General features: G+C 58.5%; 12 protein-coding genes. 3 read left to right on the top strand and 9 right to left on the bottom strand.

Annotated features, from left to right (window positions below; all coding sequences use genetic code 11):
• Nucleotides 1-67 precede the first annotated feature (67 nt).
• Nucleotides 68-907: a 2OG-Fe(II) oxygenase gene (locus AABB31_RS10165; RefSeq protein ID WP_342078257.1), complete on the bottom strand. Its 840-nt coding sequence runs from the start codon at nt 905-907 to the stop codon at nt 68-70.
• Between the two features lie 84 nt (nt 908-991).
• The gene (gene xrtD / locus AABB31_RS10160; RefSeq protein ID WP_373635712.1) at nt 992-2,587 is read right to left on the bottom strand and encodes a VPLPA-CTERM-specific exosortase XrtD; all 1,596 of its coding nucleotides are present in this window, start codon (nt 2,585-2,587) and stop codon (nt 992-994) included.
• Nucleotides 2,588-2,833: 246 nt separating this feature from the next.
• On the opposite strand from xrtD, the gene AABB31_RS10155 reads away from it, so the two are divergent.
• Nucleotides 2,834-3,418, top strand: coding sequence for an isopropylmalate isomerase (locus AABB31_RS10155; protein WP_342078260.1), 585 nt, complete (start codon nt 2,834-2,836; stop codon nt 3,416-3,418).
• Here AABB31_RS10155 and AABB31_RS10150 read toward each other — a convergent pair.
• Genes AABB31_RS10150 through AABB31_RS10140 form a run of 3 tightly spaced genes read right to left on the bottom strand, consistent with a single transcriptional unit; the run spans nt 3,412 to nt 6,643 of the window.
• A complete protein-coding gene (locus AABB31_RS10150) occupies nt 3,412-4,251 on the bottom strand; it encodes a CpsD/CapB family tyrosine-protein kinase (RefSeq protein WP_342078261.1) in 840 nt (279 codons plus the stop codon). The genes AABB31_RS10155 and AABB31_RS10150 overlap by 7 nt on opposite strands.
• A gap of 2 nt (nt 4,252-4,253) precedes the next feature.
• The gene (locus AABB31_RS10145) at nt 4,254-5,783 is read right to left on the bottom strand and encodes a lipopolysaccharide biosynthesis protein (RefSeq protein ID WP_342078262.1); all 1,530 of its coding nucleotides are present in this window, start codon (nt 5,781-5,783) and stop codon (nt 4,254-4,256) included.
• Nucleotides 5,780-6,643 carry an ExeA family protein gene (locus AABB31_RS10140; RefSeq protein WP_373635711.1) on the bottom strand — a complete coding sequence of 288 codons (864 nt, stop codon included), beginning with the start codon at nt 6,641-6,643 and terminating at the stop codon, nt 5,780-5,782. Before AABB31_RS10140 ends, AABB31_RS10145 begins: the two co-directional genes overlap by 4 nt.
• 519 nt (nt 6,644-7,162) lie before the next feature.
• Here AABB31_RS10140 and AABB31_RS10135 point away from each other — a divergent pair.
• Together AABB31_RS10135 and AABB31_RS10130 are read left to right on the top strand one after the other, a co-directional pair.
• Nucleotides 7,163-7,855: a sugar transferase gene (locus AABB31_RS10135; protein ID WP_342078264.1), complete on the top strand. Its 693-nt coding sequence runs from the start codon at nt 7,163-7,165 to the stop codon at nt 7,853-7,855.
• 143 nt (nt 7,856-7,998) lie between these two features.
• Complete coding sequence (locus tag AABB31_RS10130) at nt 7,999-10,410, top strand: tetratricopeptide repeat protein (protein ID WP_373635709.1); 2,412 nt, start codon at nt 7,999-8,001, stop codon at nt 10,408-10,410.
• Nucleotides 10,411-10,447: 37 nt separating this feature from the next.
• On the opposite strand, the gene AABB31_RS10125 is transcribed toward AABB31_RS10130, so the two are convergent.
• From AABB31_RS10125 to AABB31_RS10110, 4 genes are all read right to left on the bottom strand, one after another.
• On the bottom strand, nt 10,448-10,801 hold the full coding sequence (locus AABB31_RS10125) for a hypothetical protein (protein ID WP_342078267.1): 354 nt from the start codon (nt 10,799-10,801) through the stop codon (nt 10,448-10,450).
• A 133-nt stretch (nt 10,802-10,934) separates the two neighbouring features.
• Nucleotides 10,935-11,609 carry a 4'-phosphopantetheinyl transferase gene (locus tag AABB31_RS10120; protein ID WP_373635708.1) on the bottom strand — a complete coding sequence of 225 codons (675 nt, stop codon included), beginning with the start codon at nt 11,607-11,609 and terminating at the stop codon, nt 10,935-10,937.
• A complete protein-coding gene (locus AABB31_RS10115; protein WP_373635707.1) occupies nt 11,606-16,207 on the bottom strand; it encodes a MupA/Atu3671 family FMN-dependent luciferase-like monooxygenase in 4,602 nt (1,533 codons plus the stop codon). The genes AABB31_RS10120 and AABB31_RS10115 overlap by 4 nt, the downstream gene beginning before the upstream one ends.
• A gap of 37 nt (nt 16,208-16,244) precedes the next feature.
• Nucleotides 16,245-17,258, bottom strand: a complete 1,014-nt coding sequence (locus tag AABB31_RS10110; protein ID WP_342078270.1) for a glycosyltransferase family 2 protein — start codon at nt 17,256-17,258, stop codon at nt 16,245-16,247.

The raw sequence follows: 17,258 nt of genomic DNA, 5'->3' as shown, positions 1-17,258 counted from the left end.
GCCTCCGAAAGTTGCGGGGCGAAGCGTAACGTTAAGGCAACGCTTCGCTATATGGGGCTGCCCCCTCTCAGATACCCAGGCGACGCAGGCGATTGGCGACCCGGCGATAGACAAATGGTGGCAACAGGTTCTGCATTGTGGCATGCCGGGCCTCTATTCTGTCGCGCTGGTCGGCCGTGCCAGGCCGGGGTTTGAACAAAGTGCTATGCGATTTGCGCGACGCGTCCCAAGAGGCGGTGTAATAGTAAAGCGCGATTGACATGCGCGGGTCCCCGTTGGGGTTGTTCACGGTTTCCGGATTGCCGTGCCAACTGTCCGACGACGTGTTGAAACAGACCATGCGGTTAAAGAGTGGCACAAAGCTTTTTACCTTGCCTTTCATCTCTTTATCCCAGATTTCGAACGACCCGCCCCATGCTTCTTCCCAGTCCTCGTTCAGGTAGATCAGCACGTTCAGCCGCCGTTCCAGGTTCATCTTGCCGTGGTGGTTAAAGTCGGCGTGAATATCCAGATGCCCGCCATTTGCGACCACATGGATGCCGGCCCCGATGAAATAGGGGTCAGGGATCAGCCCCTTGATGCCTGTCAGTTCTTCCAGAAATGCGACAAAGGGCCGGGAATTCAGCGCGTAGAACAGATTGCGCGTATAGCTGGGCAGGCGTTCGGGGATGTAGCTGGTTTTGAGCTTTTCCTGCGCCCGGTCAAAACTTGATTCCGCCTCCGGAAGCTGTCGCAGCTCTTCCTTGACCCTCATCAGGATCGCCGGATCAAGGAAGTTTTCAAATGATCCGTGGGGATAGGGTGTCTGGGATTGATATGCGTCTGCGTGGGGTGCCGCGGCTTCGCGTGCAGCGGCGGTCGAGACCAAAAATGTCTCGGGGTCCATGGCGTAGACTGGTGTGTTCATTTTTTCCCCCTTTGGAATGACACCGCTTCTACGCCTCCCTCGCAAAAGCGATGTTGTGGCTAGGTCCTTATATGATCCCCGGTTTCAGACATCTGGAATGAACCGCGGTAACTGGCCGATCAAATCGCGGCCAATATCGTTCAGCCGGGCTTCGGCATTTGGCATGTCGCCTGCACCCTCAATCGGTGTGATGATCCGCACGATGGCGCTGTCATTGCGTCCATTGGCGATCTTGCCCTGCAACAACTGCAACTTGGCAGTCAGACCCGATGCCGTCCGCTGGCCCTGCTGCTCGAACCAGTAATAGACCAGCATCCGGGTTGCATCTTTCTGGATGATGGCGCGGTTCAGCCGGAATGGCGCATCGGCTGCAAATGGCGCGTCAATCTGTTCGAGCGCGGCGATTTCCCAGCCACCGCCGGGCAGGCAAACCTCGGGCGAGTGCACGCCGCCGTTTTCCTGATTGGCATACCACGCAAGGAATAGGTCTACCGATGCGCCTGACGAGGCATGCCGCATCTCGGTGGAATAATAGTCGTCAGCCGCCAGAATCTGTTCAATGGCCGGATCAAGGCTGCGCTGGGCGCCTGTGTCCCACGCGCCGACGCTTGTGGGGAACAGCGCAAACGGGTCACGTGCAACGGTCACGGGTTCGCGGGCCGGGATGGCCTGCCAGACGGCTGCCAGTACCGCGAGGGCGATAGCCCCCCCGATCAGGGCGCGAGATGGCTGGATATATTGCAGGCGCATGGCCTGCGCGCCCAGCCCACTCGTGTCCAGATCCAGCGCCTGTGGCAGGCTGACCCGATCCTTGCGGAAGAACAGCAACGCCCATGCCAGCAGAAACAACAATGCGATGCAGGCGACAAAGATCACCCATCCTTCAAAGAAATGCGAAAAACCTTCCAGATGGGACACGCCGTATTGATTGACGATCACACCGGCAATCGCGATCCGGACCGAATTCATCAGGACGGTGATCGGTGCGGCGGCCAGCAAAAGGATCGCCTTATGCCAGTTTGATCCGCGATAGAGCACCGCAAAGATGTAGGAAAAGCTCAGGATCGGGAACAGATAGCGCAGCCCGGAACAGGCCTCGGCCACATGAAGCTTGTAGACCCCCAGATCAATGATGTTGCCTTCCAGAAAGACGGGCACGTTGAGCAGGCGCAGAAAATACACGCCCAGTTCGGATGACACGCCCTGCAGATAGGTGGACAGCCCATAATACAAGGCGCCGGGCAGGGGCAGCATGTAGATCAGATGAAAGACTGGTGGCCAGAAAGCCTTGCCCTGTTTCCAGCCAAAACAGATCAGCAGCACCGCACCGACCCACAGGATAAGCGCGTAAGTGACGATATCGCCGATCCCGATGATCTTGCCCGCAAATGCCAGCAGCAGCGCAAAGACCAGCAGCGCAATGCCCGGCCCCCTGTCGGTGACGGGTGTGTGGTGGATCGGTTCGGTTTTCAGTTGCCGCAGGAACAGCAGCAGCGACAAAAGCGGGATGATCGGGCCGTGGCTGTATTCCGGCAACTGCCAGGCCACGAACAACTCTCTTATTCCGTCGAAAAAGAACACTGTCGCCGCGATGACCATGAGAACAAACCAGAACATGCCCCGGGTCGCAAATGCGCCGGGGATCAATCTGGATTGTGACAATGTATGTGAGTCAGACATCAGGCGCACTAATCACTCAAAAATCAAAATACATGCGGTGCTTATATCGTTGCACCACGTTTATCTTAAGGCAAAAGCGCGTTCTTTGCGACATATTTGTTTGGTCAGGTGTGAGTATGGCGCAGCGCTCAACGTGGGGGTGAGCTGCTGTGGCCACTTGCAGACACAGACCTTTACCTTTGGCATTGCGGCGTTTCATAAATGTGAAAGGCAACGCTACGACGTCAGACAGGCCGAGGTCCGGAGATGAATACCATTTGGAATTGCGCCTTGCGCACATGGCAGGTGGGGATCGGCGATCCGGGCGTCACGGGGTGGGTCATCGTCGGGCTTTATCTGCTTGTCGGGCTGATCTGTTTCGTCGCGGCGGGCCGAACCGCATTCCCGTGGTACACTGCGCGCCGTGAAAAGTTCTTTTGGCGGGCGTTGGGACTGGTTTTGCTGGCATTGGCGGTCAACAAGCAACTTGATCTGCAGTCCTTGCTGACCGCATCAGCGCGTTGTGCCGCACAATTGCAGGGCTGGTACGAAAACCGGCGCGTGGTGCAGGTTGCCTTTATCGTGGCGATCCTTGCATTCATGCTGCTCTTTGCGCTGCTGTTGTGGACAATCGTGCGGGGGACATTGCGGCGCAATGGTCTGGCACTGATCGGGCTGATCTTTGTCCTGGGCTTTGTGGCGGTCCGCGCGGTTGGGTTTCACGGCATGGATGCGCTGATCAATATGCGGGTTCAGGGGGTGCGCGTGAACTGGGCGCTTGAGATCACGGGCCCCGTACTGATTCTGCTGGCTGCGCTGATCAATATGCGGCGCGGCGCGGTCGATCAGTAGCTGCCATAGGCCTCGGTCCCGTCAAGATAGCGGCACTTGTTCAGAACAACGCCCATCAGGTTGGTACGGCTATCAAGCTCTTGTTTGCAGCGCGTGATTTCGGCCATGGTCGTGGCCTCGGCGGCGGCAACCAGCAGGGCGCAGTCGACCTGATCAATAAACGCCATTGTATCGTCGGCGATCAACATGGGCGGCATGTCAAAGATCATCACGTCGGGCTTATAGCGTTCCTCGATCGCGTCCATGACCCGGCCTGCGACAACGCTTTGCAGCAATTCGGCAGGGCTGCGGACGGGGCCATTGGCCAAGGCAAAGGCAAGGTTGGGGCCGATCCGCTGGATACTGTCCTGCACTTTTGCCTTTGCCCCAAGAACATCGGCAAAGCTGGTGCTGTTCGGAACGCGCAAAAGGCGCCCGATAGAAGGACGGCGCAAGTCCAGTTCGACCACCATCACCCGGATATCCAGCTGCCGGGCCAGACTGAATGCCAGGTTCAGGCACATTGTCGTCTTGCCGCATTTGCTGCTGGGCGAGGTGATCGCAACGCGACGCCAGCTCTTGCTGCGCATCTCGTGCAGCAGATTGGTCCGGGCCACATCAAACGGGGTTGCCTCTGCGTTGGCCTCGTAGGTCATGATGCGGTTGCGGACCAGACGCTTGGGCTTGACGGTGAAGGCGGGCAGCGCCTGCCAGGCCCGTTCCAGCACGACATTGCCCTGCTCGGCCATGCGCTTGCCGTCAAGCTTTTCGGGCTTCTCAGGCTCGTTTGCCTTTGCCTTGACGGCCATGCGCTCTTTGCGGGCCTGTTCGATGGCTGCGCGAATGTGATCCATAGCTAGAGCCCCGCCATGTCGATGAGTTTGTCGATGATCAGGTCAATGGGCATGATCTCGATATGCACATAATAGATCGCTGCCGGCACGCCGAGGCCAACAGCCGTCAAAATCAGCAGGATGATCAACATCCGGGTAGCGCGCTGCTTGCCGGTGGTCAGATAGGGCAGGCTTGCAAATGGCTTTGCGCCCAAGGCGTTGGTGATCTCGACCGGGCGGCGGATTGACCGGTTCAGCAGTTCCAGCAGCAGGATCAGACCACCGCCCGCAGCCATGCCGCCTGCCATACCGGCGGCAACAATCAGCTTGCGGTTGGGCTTGTACGGCCCCGCAGGCGGACTGGCCTGTTCGATCACAACGATCCGCTGACCTTTTGACAATGCCTCGATCCGGTCACCTGTGCGGGCTTCGCTCAATGCTTCTGTCGCCTGGTCAAACTGGGTCTGGATATTCTCGTAGTTGCGTTCCAGCGTGCCCAGCGTGATCGCGTTTTCCGGCGTGGCGTTGATCGAGACCAGCAGCTGCTCCATTTCGGTTTCGACAAGCGACTTCTGTTCGGCAAGAAAGTTGATCTGGCCATCAATATCCGAGATTTGCAGGTCATAGGTCGTCAGCAACTCGTTTCGGCTGCCGCTATTGTCCTCGCGCTGCTGGGCGACAAGGTCTTCCAATGCAGCGACCTGGGCCTGCAGCGACCGCACCCGCGGGTTGGTTGCCGAATAAATCACCAGCGCCGAGGCAAGCTGTTCCTGCAGTTCGCGCAATTGGCGCTCTTCTGGGGGCAGGCTGGCCTCATTCAGGTCAACTCTGCCGGTCAGTTCAAACAGTTCAGCCAGACGGGACCGCCTGTCCGAAAGCGCCGCCAACTCGCGATCAATTTGCAGCACACGTTCCTGCAGCGCCGATAGCCGGGTGCGGCGATAATCGAGGCTTTCCGGCAGGGCGTCTTTATGTTCCAGCTTGAATTCAAGAATGCGCGCACCCTGCGCGGCCAGTTGCGCGTCAAGCCGGGTGACTTCCTGTTCAAAGAAATCAAGGGTTTGGCCTGATACAGTTGTCCGCAACTCGACATTCTGCTGAAGGATCTGTGTCAGCAGATCATTGGTCACTTCCGACGAAGTTTCGGCGGTTGATGCGTCAAAGGCGATAAACACAAGCCCGGTGGTTTCACCGTCCAAGGGTAGGCCAATACCGATCCGGTCGCGCATGTCGCGCACGATTTCGTCCGCGCTCATGTCGTTATCGGGCGGATAGACATCAAAGCGACGGGCCAAATCAAGCAGATTGGCGCGGGTCAGCAGGCGCTGTTCAATCACCCGCAAAAGCTCGGGCGCGCCGGCGCGAACGGTCGAGGCGGCCAGATCATCAGGAATTTGCGGTGACTCGACCAGCAAACGGGCCTCTGCCCGGTAAACCGGCGGCAGGGTCAGCGCCAGCACGAGACCGGTGGCGGTACACAGGATCAGGATCAGCAAAAAATAATGCAGACGCCTGAAAAAGAGTGAGATGTAGAACTTGATGTCAGCAATCATATCGTGCTGTCGTCCCCGGCGGTGTTTGCATTCGGTCCAAAATAGGCCCCGTCGGCAAGCACGGAACGTACATGTTCCACGCCGACGATTTCGCGCTTGGCGATACAAGCGTAGAGCAGGCAAAGATCGCAAAGCTGGTTGACCAGCCGCGGTATCCCGTTGGTTTCCTGATACACCAGTTTGGCCGCTTTCCTGCTAAACATATGTTCGCGCCCGCCCACCCGTTCAAGACGGTGTACGATATAAGAGTACACCGTTTTTTCATCCATGTTGGTCAGGTGAAAGCTGGCGGCGATCCGTTGGGCAAATTGCCGCATGTCGGGCCTGCGGATGATGTCGCGCAATTCGGGCTGTCCGATCAGGATCAACTGCAGCAGTTCATCCTTGTTTGCGTTGATATTGGTGAACATCCGCAATTCTTCCAGCGACTCGCGGCTCATGTTCTGGGCTTCGTCGAAGATCAGCATGACGCTGCGTCCGGCCGCGTATTCAGCGATCAGGAATTCCTGAAATTTCGTAAAGAGATCAACATAGTTGGCGCTGGGCTCGGTGAGTTGGTTCAGCGCCATCAGGACCCAGCGCAGAAGTTCGCCCCTGTCCCCATGGGCGTTGGCGACCAGCCCGACCGTCAGGTCATCATCAAGGTTGTTGAGAAGGTGCTGCATCAAGGTGGTCTTGCCCGCGCCGATCTCGCCCGTGATCAGGGTGATCGGCGCACGGGTCGCCACACCATATTCCAGCATGGTGTAGGCGCGCTTGTGCTCGTCCGTCCAATACAGGAAATCCGGATCAGGCGAGAGCGAGAATGGCCGCTCTGACAGCCCGAAATGCTCGTTATATAAATTCAGTGCGTTACTCATAAGATTGGGTGCCGATGTACTCGCTGCGCTCTGTCAGGTCTCATATTATGCAGAGTGCTGTTAGCCGAAGCGATGGTCGGTGACAAAAGAAATACTGTTAATGTGACAAATGAACCAGTTCCGGGCGATGATGGCTGTGCCGACGGGCTGTGTGGCGCCATAGGTACAAAGAAATGTGGCAAAATTGCAGCAAAAACCGGGCATGCTTCGCACCGTCGAATCGCCCTATTGGGATATCACTGTGCCGATTTTTGCGCCAATTATTTCGTTTTTGCTGCATTCTTGCGCCGGGCGAACTAATGCTGTCACGTGAATACAACTTAAAATTGAATAAGTAAGGAATACCCCCAAAAACGTAATCAAGCCCTTCCCAACGGCATTAATTTTTTGTTAATGTCGGCCCGAGCCAATTCAGGCTCAACGATGTAGAACGGTTTCCAATCAAGACCGCCCAACGCCTCGTAATGTGAGTAATGGCTGATTTGCCATGTGTTTAAGACGATTTGAGAGAGTAATATAATGTTCAATCATCAGGCTGCACGTAGCAGCGCAAGTGACGAACTCGTATACGTCCAAAATCAGACGACCTCCGCCGCCAAACCTTCTTTTGTATACCAGTCTGTCGTTAAGCGTGGATTTGACACGCTCTGCATCCTTTTGTCGCTGCCCTTTATCCTGCCGATCCTGATTGTGGTGGCACTGCTGATTGCGCGTGATGGCCACTCGCCGCTTTACAGCCAGAAGCGCATTGGTCTGAACGGTAAAGTCTTCAAGCTCTGGAAGCTGCGGACAATGGTGCCGAATGCCGAACTGCGCCTGCAAGAGCTGATCAAGGCTGATCCTGCTGTTGCACGCGAGTGGAACAAGGATCAGAAGCTGAAAAATGATCCGCGGATCACGAAGATCGGTCAATTCCTGCGCAAAACCTCGATTGATGAGTTGCCGCAGCTTTGGAACGTTCTGCGCGGTGATATGAGCCTGGTTGGCCCACGTCCGATGATGACGGATCAGAAAGATCTGTACAAAGGACAGGCATATTATGAGATGCGTCCAGGCCTGACAGGTCTGTGGCAGATTTCTGACCGGAACAACTGCACCTTTGCAGCCCGGGCATCATTCGACACCAAGTATCATCAGCAGATGTCGTTTGTCGAAGACTGCCGCATCCTTGTCGCCACGGTTGGCGTCGTTGTCCGCGGGACAGGCTACTAAACCCTGACCCCGGATTTGATTTGACTTTTGCAGTCTGACCGCAGATTTCTTGCAATCTACGCTGGTCGTGTTTGACCCCCGTCTCAACGGGCGATAGCGCGACCAGCGTTTTTGTTTTTGCCCTGATAAAGTTGTTGCCTGACATGCTGCGTTTTCCGCTGAAATTCACATTTCTTTTGTTCTTTGCCCTGGCTGCCTGCGAAAGCGCCGAGGAACGGGCAGAACGGTACTTCCAATCCGGCATGGCCTTGCTGGAGGAGGGGGACGTTGATCGTGCCTTGATCGAGTTCCGCAATGTCTTTCAAAGCAATCCGAAACACCAAGAGGCCCGCCTCGTCTATGCCCAGGTTCAACGCGACCGTGGGTTCATTGCCGATGCCTATGGCCAATATGTCCACCTGATCGAGCAGGACCCGGGTGATGTCGAGGCGCTGATCGCACTGACCGAACTCGCCATCCTCAGCAATAACTGGGAGGAAGCGGATAGCTTTGGCCGGTCCGCTGAACGTCTTGCCCCCGAGGATAACCGCGTCGTCGCCACAACAGCGATGCTTGAGTACCGCGACGCCGTGATTGCAGAACGCTCTGCTGCGGGCCCGGCGGCAACTGCCGCCGCCGCCTTGGCCGAAGATCCCGCCAGCGTGATCGCGCGCAAGGTTGTCATCGACAATGCCATCATGCAGGGCGAAATTCCGGCCGCGATCAAAGCCGTTGAAGACGGTTTGCAGATTGATCCGGCGCAATCGGAACTGCACATCATTCGGGTTGGCCTTTTCAACGCAAGCCAGGATGCTGCGCGCACCCGCGCAGCGCTGGAAGATATGGCGGCCCAATTCCCCGATAATGCCGAGATACAAAAAGAACTGATTGGCTGGTATCTTTCCGAGAATGACGTCGCTGCGGCGGAGGCCCTTTTGCGCAGCCGCGCCGAGGCTAACGGCGCGACCCCGGCCCAGAAAGTGGCGGTCGTTGATTTTCTGCAGCAAACGGCAAGTGCCGAAGATGCCATCGCGGAACTGGATCGCCTGATTTCGACCGAAGCGGACAATGCCAGATACCGTGTGCTGCGCGCGACCATGACGTTCTCGCAACCCGATGGCGCGGATGCGGCCATCGCCGAGATCAAGGATGTGATTGCCGGCACTGAAAGCACCGACGCCCTGCGTGATGCCAAGATCGTTCTGGCCCGCATGCTAAGCAATCAGGGTGCCACCGAAGAGGCGAAAGGATACGTCACCGAGGTTCTGACCGAAGATGCTGGTCATGTGGATGCGTTGCGAATGCAGGCGGCGTGGCTGATTACCGAAGGCGATACAGAGCAGGCGATTATCGTCTTGCGGCAGGCTCTTGCACAGGCCCCCCGCGATGTCGGTTTGATCACGGCCATCGGCGGCGCGCATGAGCGGGCGGGCGATCTTGATCTGGCGGGCGAACGTTATGCGCTGGCGGTCGAGGTGTCGCGGCAGGCGCCGGCGCCGTCACTGCTTCATGCGGAATTCCTGCTGGACCGCGACCGTGTCGATTCCGCCGAGGCCGTCATCGCGAGCGCGTTGACAGTTGCGCCGCAGAATACGCAGTTGCTGTCTACCATGGCTGACATCAAGCTTCGCCAGGGGGACTGGAACGGCGTCACCCGCGTTATCTGGCAGCTTCGGGCCTTGGACACGCCAGAGACAACAGCACTGGCCAGCCAGATCGGCATCACGCTGCTAAACCGGCAAGAGCGTTTTGACGAAACCCGACAGGTGCTGGAAGAGATGATTGCTGATGGTGCGACCAGCATGGCCGCCAAGGCCCAGTTGGTCGAGGCGCAGATCAGATCCGGCCGGTTGGATGACGCGCGCGCTTTCCTCAAGCAAGAGTTGGCGGAAACCCCTGACAATCCGCTGTTGCGCTTTTTGGAAGCGGATATCCATGTGTTGCTGGAAGACCCCGCAACTGGCGAGGCCATCTACCGTGAATTGCTGCAAGAGACCCCGCTGAACGAACAGGTGCTCGGGCGGCTCTACGGCCTGTTGATGTCTCAGGGACGTGATGCGGATGCAGGGGCCATCCTTGATGAGGTCCTTGCCGCCGCGCCAGAGGCTGTCATGGCAAATATGATCAAGGGCTCGCGGCTGGAAAACGCAGGTGCCATCGCGGATGCCATCGCGATTTATGATGGGGTCTTTGCACGGGATCCTGATAATCTGATTGCTGCGAACAACCTTGCCAGCCTGATTACAACTCATCGCGACGATGAAGAGAGCCTGGATCGGGCGAAACGTATTGCCGCGCGGCTGCGAAGCTCTGATCTGCCGCAATTTCAGGACACGGTCGGATGGATTGCCTACCGTCAGGGGGATTACGAGGATGCCTTGGCGCATCTGGAACCCGCCGTTGCCGGCCTTCCTGATGATGCGTTGACCCATTATCACCTTGGCCTGACCTACCTCGCGCTGGAACGTTCAGAGGACGCACGGCGGCTTTTGTCGCGGGCCATCATTCTGGGTGAGGGCAGCGGATTGCCGCAGATCGCGAATGCGCAGGAATTGCTGGGCCAAATTGATCAGTAGATAGCGCTCGGTGCCGACGCGGTCCTATGAAACCTGTCTAGTAGTGAGCAGTCTTGACCCGGCTTGCCACACGCTCTGGGCGAGTGGACATTTTAGCAATAGTTGGTTTCTTGGTCATTCCGTGGAACAGAGCCAAAAAAAACGCCATGGCCCCAATCAGGCTATGCCACAAGAGGGCTGAAAAGAAACCTTGCCCCAGAAGCAGCGCCGCGATATTGGCACCGGTACCAGCGACCACACCCGCCAAGATTGCGGTAACCAACGGATTTCCCCCATGGAATTCCATGTTGTCAGCGTCGGCGTTTGATCTGTTCTGTCCGGGCATATGAGCCTGTTTCCAAGTTAACGTTTCACCGAAGACGATGTGCGATGACGAAACTCGCCACTCCATTGCCTCCCGATAGTCTTAACAATTGGTAAATTTCGTCTCATTTTCCACGGTCTGCGCATAATTCGGCTGAATACGGCAGTTTCCTGCCCAAGCGTGGCAAATGGCCGCTTATTTTTCCGCCTAAATTTTGGGCTTACCTAGGGTTGAGCGTCATGCCGGACAGGATAAACCCGTTTTCCAAGGCGATTCGACCCGTTATCGCGAATCCTTTTTCGAAGAGCCCGACGGGTGTCTGGAACACGGCCAGGAACTTCTGATTGGCCAGATCGGGCGTGATGTCCATCGCGTTGAAGTCAATCATTTGCCGTGTGATTGGGTATTGCGCCTTGAACACGGCCTCTTTCGCGCTGAAAATCACGCGCGCCATGCGGCCTCTATCCGCCGTGGCCAGTCGTGCCTGTTCGGCTGGACTGCAAACCAGGTCGATCAGTTCGTCAGGCAGGGGCTGATCAGGCTCGATGTCGATGCCGACGGTTTCGCGACCCCGATGTGCAATCGCGATACAGGCCGTGTCACAATGGGTGATGCTGCCATTGATCCCATCGGGCCAGATTGGGGCGCGATCCGGTCCCACCGGCACAGCAGGATCAGAAAGCCCCAATTCGCGCATCGCCGTTCGCGCCGCATGCCGCCCGGCGCGAAATTCGCGCAAACGCTTTGCGATCATACCGCTTGTGTGCGGCGCTTCGGTCGGGTGCAGATCGGGATAGTCAGCACGCGGATCAGTGACCGCAACGACAAAGGGCGGCGGGAACATCCCGGCCGCCATAGTCGCGAGGGCGGGCAAGCTGCCCGCGCTGCTGCTCATCTATTGCTGCCAGCCCGATTGGCCCGCATGTTCCGCCGGCGGGCCATTGCATCCGCGCGGGTTTGCGCGCGGCCGGCCACGGCCGCTGGTGCGGCGGCCGGTTTGGGCGCCGCGCCGACCCCCAGATGCTGGGTCAGGCCGCCGATTGTCGGGAACCTGAAAATGTCGGTGATCGACAGGGGCGTCAGCCCGAGTTGATCGCGCATGTCGCGATGGGCCTGCACCGCCAAAAGCGAATGACCGCCCAGGGCAAAGAAGTTGTCGTCTGGCCCGATCTTGGCGACGCCAAGAATGCCCGACCATATCTGCGTCATTGCATCCACAACGTCCGTTCCAGCCGCGGTCGGTGTCGCAGCAACCACGGGTTTTGGCGGTGGTGCGGGGCGCGCGGCAATTGGTTTGGGCAGCGCCTTGCGATCGACCTTTTTGTTGGGAGTCAGCGGAAATGCGGGCAAGGTCACGAAATGTGCCGGGATCATATAGGCCGGCAGGTCAGCGGCCAGATGGGTGCGCAGTTTGCTGTCATCGGTTGGGCCTGACGTCGTCATATAGGCAACCAATCGCGTGTCGCCCGGGGTGTCTTCGCGGGCCATGACAACGGCTTGGGTCACGTCCGGGACGGCCTCCAGCCGGGTTTCGATCTCACCCAGTTCGATGCGGTAGCCGCGTACCTTGACCTGATGATCCGTCCGGCCAAGGAAATCGACCCGCCCATCAGCGCGCCACCGAACCAGATCACCGGTGCGGTACATGCGCGGTCCGGGCTTGTCTGTCTGGACAAACGGATCGGGCAGGAATCGTTCTGCTGTCAGTTCCGGCCGCTGCCAATAGCCACGCGTGACACCATCACCAGCGATATAAAGTTCACCCGGCACCCCGATGGGTACGGGCTGCTGCGCCTCGTCGAGCACATAGATCTGGGTATTAGCAATCGGTTTGCCGATATTGACGATGCCATCATCGGCAGATGCAGTCTGGGTCGTGGACCAGATCGTTGTTTCGGTCGGCCCATACATGTTTTCAACGCTTGCGCTTGTATACCCGTTGAGTTCGGCAACCAGCGAGCCCGACAAAGCCTCGCCGCCGATCATCAGATGTTTGACATGGGACAACGCGTTTGCCGCGTCATCATTCATGCAAATCATCCGCGCCATGCTTGGGGTGCATTGCAGATGGGTTACCTTGTGGCGCTTGATCTGGGCGGCAATCGAGAAATCATCGGCGGCAATTTCGGCCACTGGCCCATTTACAGCGGCCAGCACTTGTGCCAGCGGACGCAGCCCGTCCAGAACGGTTTTGGTGTCGATCCCGTATTCGATCAGGCAGGCCACCTCGTCGACGCCAATTTTCTTAAGCGCCTCAACACGGGCGACCGCGTCATCAACCGTGCCAAACAGACCGGAATCGTCAAAATAGCGCAGGAACGCAAAATCAAGGATCGCTTCAAGCTCGTCCGGTTCCAGTGACCCCAGATCAATATCCATCGGGTTCGCGGCCCCTTCAGGTTTCTTGAAGGCCGGGAAAGCCCAGGCATATTGCTTGATCAGACCGGCCGCTGCGCGCAGGTAGTCTTTCATCGGCTCGCGGGCGATGTCACGGGCCTTTTCCCGGTCATCCGCCAGGAACGTGTGCAACATCAACGTCACTTTGTGATCCTTGGGATCGTGGCCGGCCTTGCGCAGCGCATCGTGGTAGACTTTGATCTTTTCGCCAACCTCATCAATGCTTTGGCCCAGAAGATGGGTCAGCACATTGGCCCCAACCTCGCCAGCTTGCGCCCATGTCGCGGGGTTGCCCGCGGTGGTCACCCACATCGGGATTTTCTTTGATACGGGCCGTGGCTGTGTCACCACCCCATGCATCTTGCCGTCTTTGCGTTCGAATTCGACCGTTTCACCGGCCCAAAGACGGCGGACCTTGTCGATGGCATCTGCAAGCGCGGGCTTGTTATCAGGCGGGGTGTTTTCGGGACGCAGCACAAAATCGTCCGGCTGCCAGCCTGAAGCCATGGCAAGCCCCACACGCCCACCGGTCAGGTTGTCGATCACGGCCCACTCCTCGGCGATGCGGGCCGGGTGGTGCAACGGGGCGACAATGGATCCTGCGCGCACCGCAAGGTTCTTGGTGACAGAGGCAACAGCCGCACCGGTCACCGATGGGTTGGGGTACGAGCCGCCAAAGGCGTGGAAATGCCGCTCGGGCGTCCAGACGGCGCAAAACCCGTTGGCGTCCGCAAATTTCGCACCCTCGATCAGCAATTCATAGCGATTGTCGCTGACTTCGTCATTATTGCCCCAGTAATACAGGCTGAAATCCATATTCTGGTCGCTGACCGGCACGGCCCCGCCTGTCCCGCCAGAGACAAGCGCGCGGCTTTCGTCCCCCGAGATGACCAGCTTGTAACCGCGGGCCAGCGTGTAGAAAAGTTCAAGAACCGAGATATCGAATGACAGGCTTGTGACGGCCAGCCACACCCCGTCGCCATCATGCGGTATCCGGTCATCCATGCCGACAAAGAAATTGGCAACGTTGCCGTGTTCAACCATGACGCCCTTGGGTTTGCCCGTCGAGCCGGAGGTGTAGATCATATAGGCCAGATCGTCCGCACCAGAGGCGCTGTCAGGATTGGTATTTGGTGCTGCCGCAAGGCGCGGATCAGTGTCGATGGACAGAACCTGCGCCTGATGCGGGGGCAGCTTGGCGGCCAGATCGGACTGGGTCACGATGATGGGGGCCGTGCTGTCCGCGATATAGTAGGCGATCCGGTCTGCGGGAAAGGCGGGATCCATCGGAACGTAGGCGCCACCGGCCTTCAGGATCGCCAATGCACCGATCAGCATTTCAGCGGAGCGGTGGGTGTGCAGACCCACCATCGTGCCGGTGCTGACACCACTTTCCTTGAGGATGTGGGCTGTCTTGTTGGCGGCCGCGTTCAGCGCGGCATAAGTATACGTCGCCCCTTCAAAGACAAGCGCGGTTGCGTCGGGGGTGCGCGATACCTGCGCCTCGAACATCTGATGCATGGGCGTCGGGTCATATGCGGTGCCCGTCTGGTTCCACTCATGCAGCACCATCGCGCGCTCGGCCTCGGGCATGATCGGCAGGTCAGCGACGCGCGCATCCTCGGCAAAACCCGTTGCCAGGCAGCCAAGCCGGTCAATGATCCGGGCGGCCCCGGCGTCGGAAATGCGCGCCGTATCATAGGCGAGGGCGGGGCCATTATCGCCCCAGACCATGGTGACCGCGGTCCCGTCAACAAGCCCGTCACCGCCAAGCGCGATACCGACCTGCGGCTGCGCAAGGGTCTCGATCTCTGGATCGCGCGCCACAAGGTCCAGCGCAAATGCGGGATGTTTGGTGGCAAAGCTCAGCTCTTCGGCCAGATTGGCGGCGACATCACGCACCGTTTCACCCGGTGCATAGAGCGGCACCCAACGGCTCAGGATGCCGGGCGCGTCCGGTAGACCATTGCCGTGCAATGCAAGGCTGATATTGCCCTCTTCGCTGAGCCGGGACATCAGGCAGTAGAAGGCGGTGATCAGCTGTTCTGGCGGCAGATTGCTGTTGATCGGCTGCTGCGCCGGGGTGCCGTCGGCGCCTTCGCAAATCTCGGCCAGGGTCATCGGGCTTGCCGTTTTGAGCATCCGGCGCCAATGCAGCTCGCCTGGGGCGATCTGTGCCATTTGCGATGTCAGTGCCGCGGCATCGGGCGCCGTCAAAACATCGCCCTGCGCGGGCATGGCCGCACCAGCCAGGGGTTGTCCGTTGACATCTTTCAGATCGGACAGGCGGATCGCAGCATTTGCGGTAGCAACCGTCAGCGCATCAGTGTCTGCGGCCAGAATAGTGCCGGGCGCGCCGCTGCCTTCGGCAATCTCTGCTTTTCCGACAACGACAGCCTTATCACCAATCATGATTTTAGGGCATGTCAGCGGGTTCCAGTAATGCCCGTGATCAAGCCCGCGCACCATGCGCAACAGGGTGGTGGTGTCGGTGGTGAAATCGAGAACCCCGGCTGCTGCGGGGCGATCCGCACGCGCAAATAACTGGCGGTCCGTGAAATCCTGCGCCGTGGTGGCCGGGGCGCCGGTCGCCAATTGGGCGATCACCGCCTCAAACCCATCAATGGCAGCGGCAAAGCATTTTGCGTTCAACGTCAGCGCAGTCTCATCGGCAGCAATGTCAAACATGCGCTGCTCGATGATCGCCCCCTCGTCAACGCCCCCTTCGATCATATGCCAGGTGATGCCGTGCTGCGTTTCCCCGTTCAGGATCGCCCAGACCGGCACGTTCAACCCCGCATAACGCGGGAGCGGGCCGTCATGGAAATTCACCGCACCCTTATCGGCCAGCGCAATCACATCGTCTGGCACAATCGACAGGTTCGCAATGCTCAGCACCCAATCGCAGGGGCCAAGACGCCCTGCCAGTCCGGCACCCGGTGTTGTTGTGGCGATCCCCTTTTCCTGCGCCCATATCTGGATATCGGCATCGCGGGTAACCACCGTGTTGATCTGGTGGCCCTGCGACAGCAGCATATCGCCACAATGGGTCAGAAGGCTTTCATTTCCGATCAGGATGCAGGAAAAGCTGCTCATAGGTGGCTCCAATATGCGTGTCCCGTCATGGGCAAATTCAGATACGCCCCGGCTGCACCGAGGGTGTGTTTTGGGTCGCGGCCTTGGCCGCTGCTGGTTTGGCCCGGCGGAGGGCCGCCCCCAGATCATGCCGGATCAGATCGCGCAGGAAATGGCTTTCGCTTTGGACATCCTTGCGCTGGATCAGGCAGCGCAGCCGCCAGATCAGCCCGCCTGCCACATGGGCCAGTGTCGCAGCGGCCGCATAGGCCGCCCCATGATTTTTGACAAAATAATGCAGACGGGAATCAAACCAGTAGCTTGGCTTGCGCGCCCATGTTTTCATGCCCGTGGAGACCGACCCGATATGGGTGACCTGACTGTCTGGCAGATAAACCGTTGGCCAACCGGCCAGTTTGGCCCGACGGCACAGATCGGTTTCTTCAAAATACAAAAAGAAGGTTTCATCAAAAAGCCCGATCTCGGCCAGGGTATCGTAGCGCATCATCATGCTTGCCCCGGCCAGCCAATCCACCTCTTTCGGACCGGCCGGAAGCGGTTGCGGGATCACGTGCTTTTTGAACAATTTGGTGATCGGGCCGGTCTTGGCGGCACCTTCCAGCTCGCTCCAGATGGTTGGATAGCGGAAGATGGTGCAATGCCAGTCCCCGTCGGGGCCGTGGATGTTGCTGCCCGCAAAGCCGGTCTTTGGGTTGGCCTCAAGGTGATCGAGCAGGATTTTGATCGCACCCGCATCGGGAAACGCGTCGGAGTTCAGGATATAGACATAATCGGGGGGTGGCCCCCCGCGCAGACCGTGCTGGATCCCGAAATTATTGCCGGCACCAAAACCGCCATTATGGCCGGATTGCACGACCTTGACCCGGTCCCACCCCTTGTCGGCGACACCTTTTTCAAGCGCCTCGAACGATCCATCCTGCGAGTCGTTGTCGACAATGATGATCTGGCCGTTGATCCCGGCCATTTCGCGCAGCGCCGCCTCGGCGGATTGCAGGGTCATTTCGGCAGTCTTGTAGTTGAGGATAATGGTCCACAGGGTTGGGTCTGACAT

Source organism: Yoonia sp. SS1-5, from assembly GCF_038443705.2.
Taxonomy (GTDB): Bacteria; Pseudomonadota; Alphaproteobacteria; order Rhodobacterales; family Rhodobacteraceae; genus Yoonia; species Yoonia rhodophyticola.
This window is presented reverse-complemented; position numbering and strand designations above follow the sequence as displayed.

What these genes read in the sequence shown, in the direction of transcription:
- AABB31_RS10130 (WP_373635709.1), top strand. Translation starts at nt 7,999, where the DNA reads ATGCTGCGTTTTCCGCTGAAATTCACATTTCTTTTGTTCTTTGCCCTG.
- AABB31_RS10115 (WP_373635707.1), bottom strand. Translation starts at nt 16,207, where the DNA reads ATGAGCAGCTTTTCCTGCATCCTGATCGGAAATGAAAGCCTTCTGACC.
- AABB31_RS10110 (WP_342078270.1), bottom strand. Translation starts at nt 17,258, where the DNA reads ATGTCAGACCCAACCCTGTGGACCATTATCCTCAACTACAAGACTGCC.
- AABB31_RS10120 (WP_373635708.1), bottom strand. Translation starts at nt 11,609, where the DNA reads ATGAGCAGCAGCGCGGGCAGCTTGCCCGCCCTCGCGACTATGGCGGCC.
- AABB31_RS10150 (WP_342078261.1), bottom strand. Translation starts at nt 4,251, where the DNA reads ATGGATCACATTCGCGCAGCCATCGAACAGGCCCGCAAAGAGCGCATG.
- AABB31_RS10165 (WP_342078257.1), bottom strand. Translation starts at nt 907, where the DNA reads ATGAACACACCAGTCTACGCCATGGACCCCGAGACATTTTTGGTCTCG.
- AABB31_RS10145 (WP_342078262.1), bottom strand. Translation starts at nt 5,783, where the DNA reads ATGATTGCTGACATCAAGTTCTACATCTCACTCTTTTTCAGGCGTCTG.
- AABB31_RS10155 (WP_342078260.1), top strand. Translation starts at nt 2,834, where the DNA reads ATGAATACCATTTGGAATTGCGCCTTGCGCACATGGCAGGTGGGGATC.
- xrtD (WP_373635712.1), bottom strand. Translation starts at nt 2,587, where the DNA reads ATGTCTGACTCACATACATTGTCACAATCCAGATTGATCCCCGGCGCA.
- AABB31_RS10125 (WP_342078267.1), bottom strand. Translation starts at nt 10,801, where the DNA reads ATGGAGTGGCGAGTTTCGTCATCGCACATCGTCTTCGGTGAAACGTTA.
- AABB31_RS10135 (WP_342078264.1), top strand. Translation starts at nt 7,163, where the DNA reads ATGTTCAATCATCAGGCTGCACGTAGCAGCGCAAGTGACGAACTCGTA.
- AABB31_RS10140 (WP_373635711.1), bottom strand. Translation starts at nt 6,643, where the DNA reads ATGAGTAACGCACTGAATTTATATAACGAGCATTTCGGGCTGTCAGAG.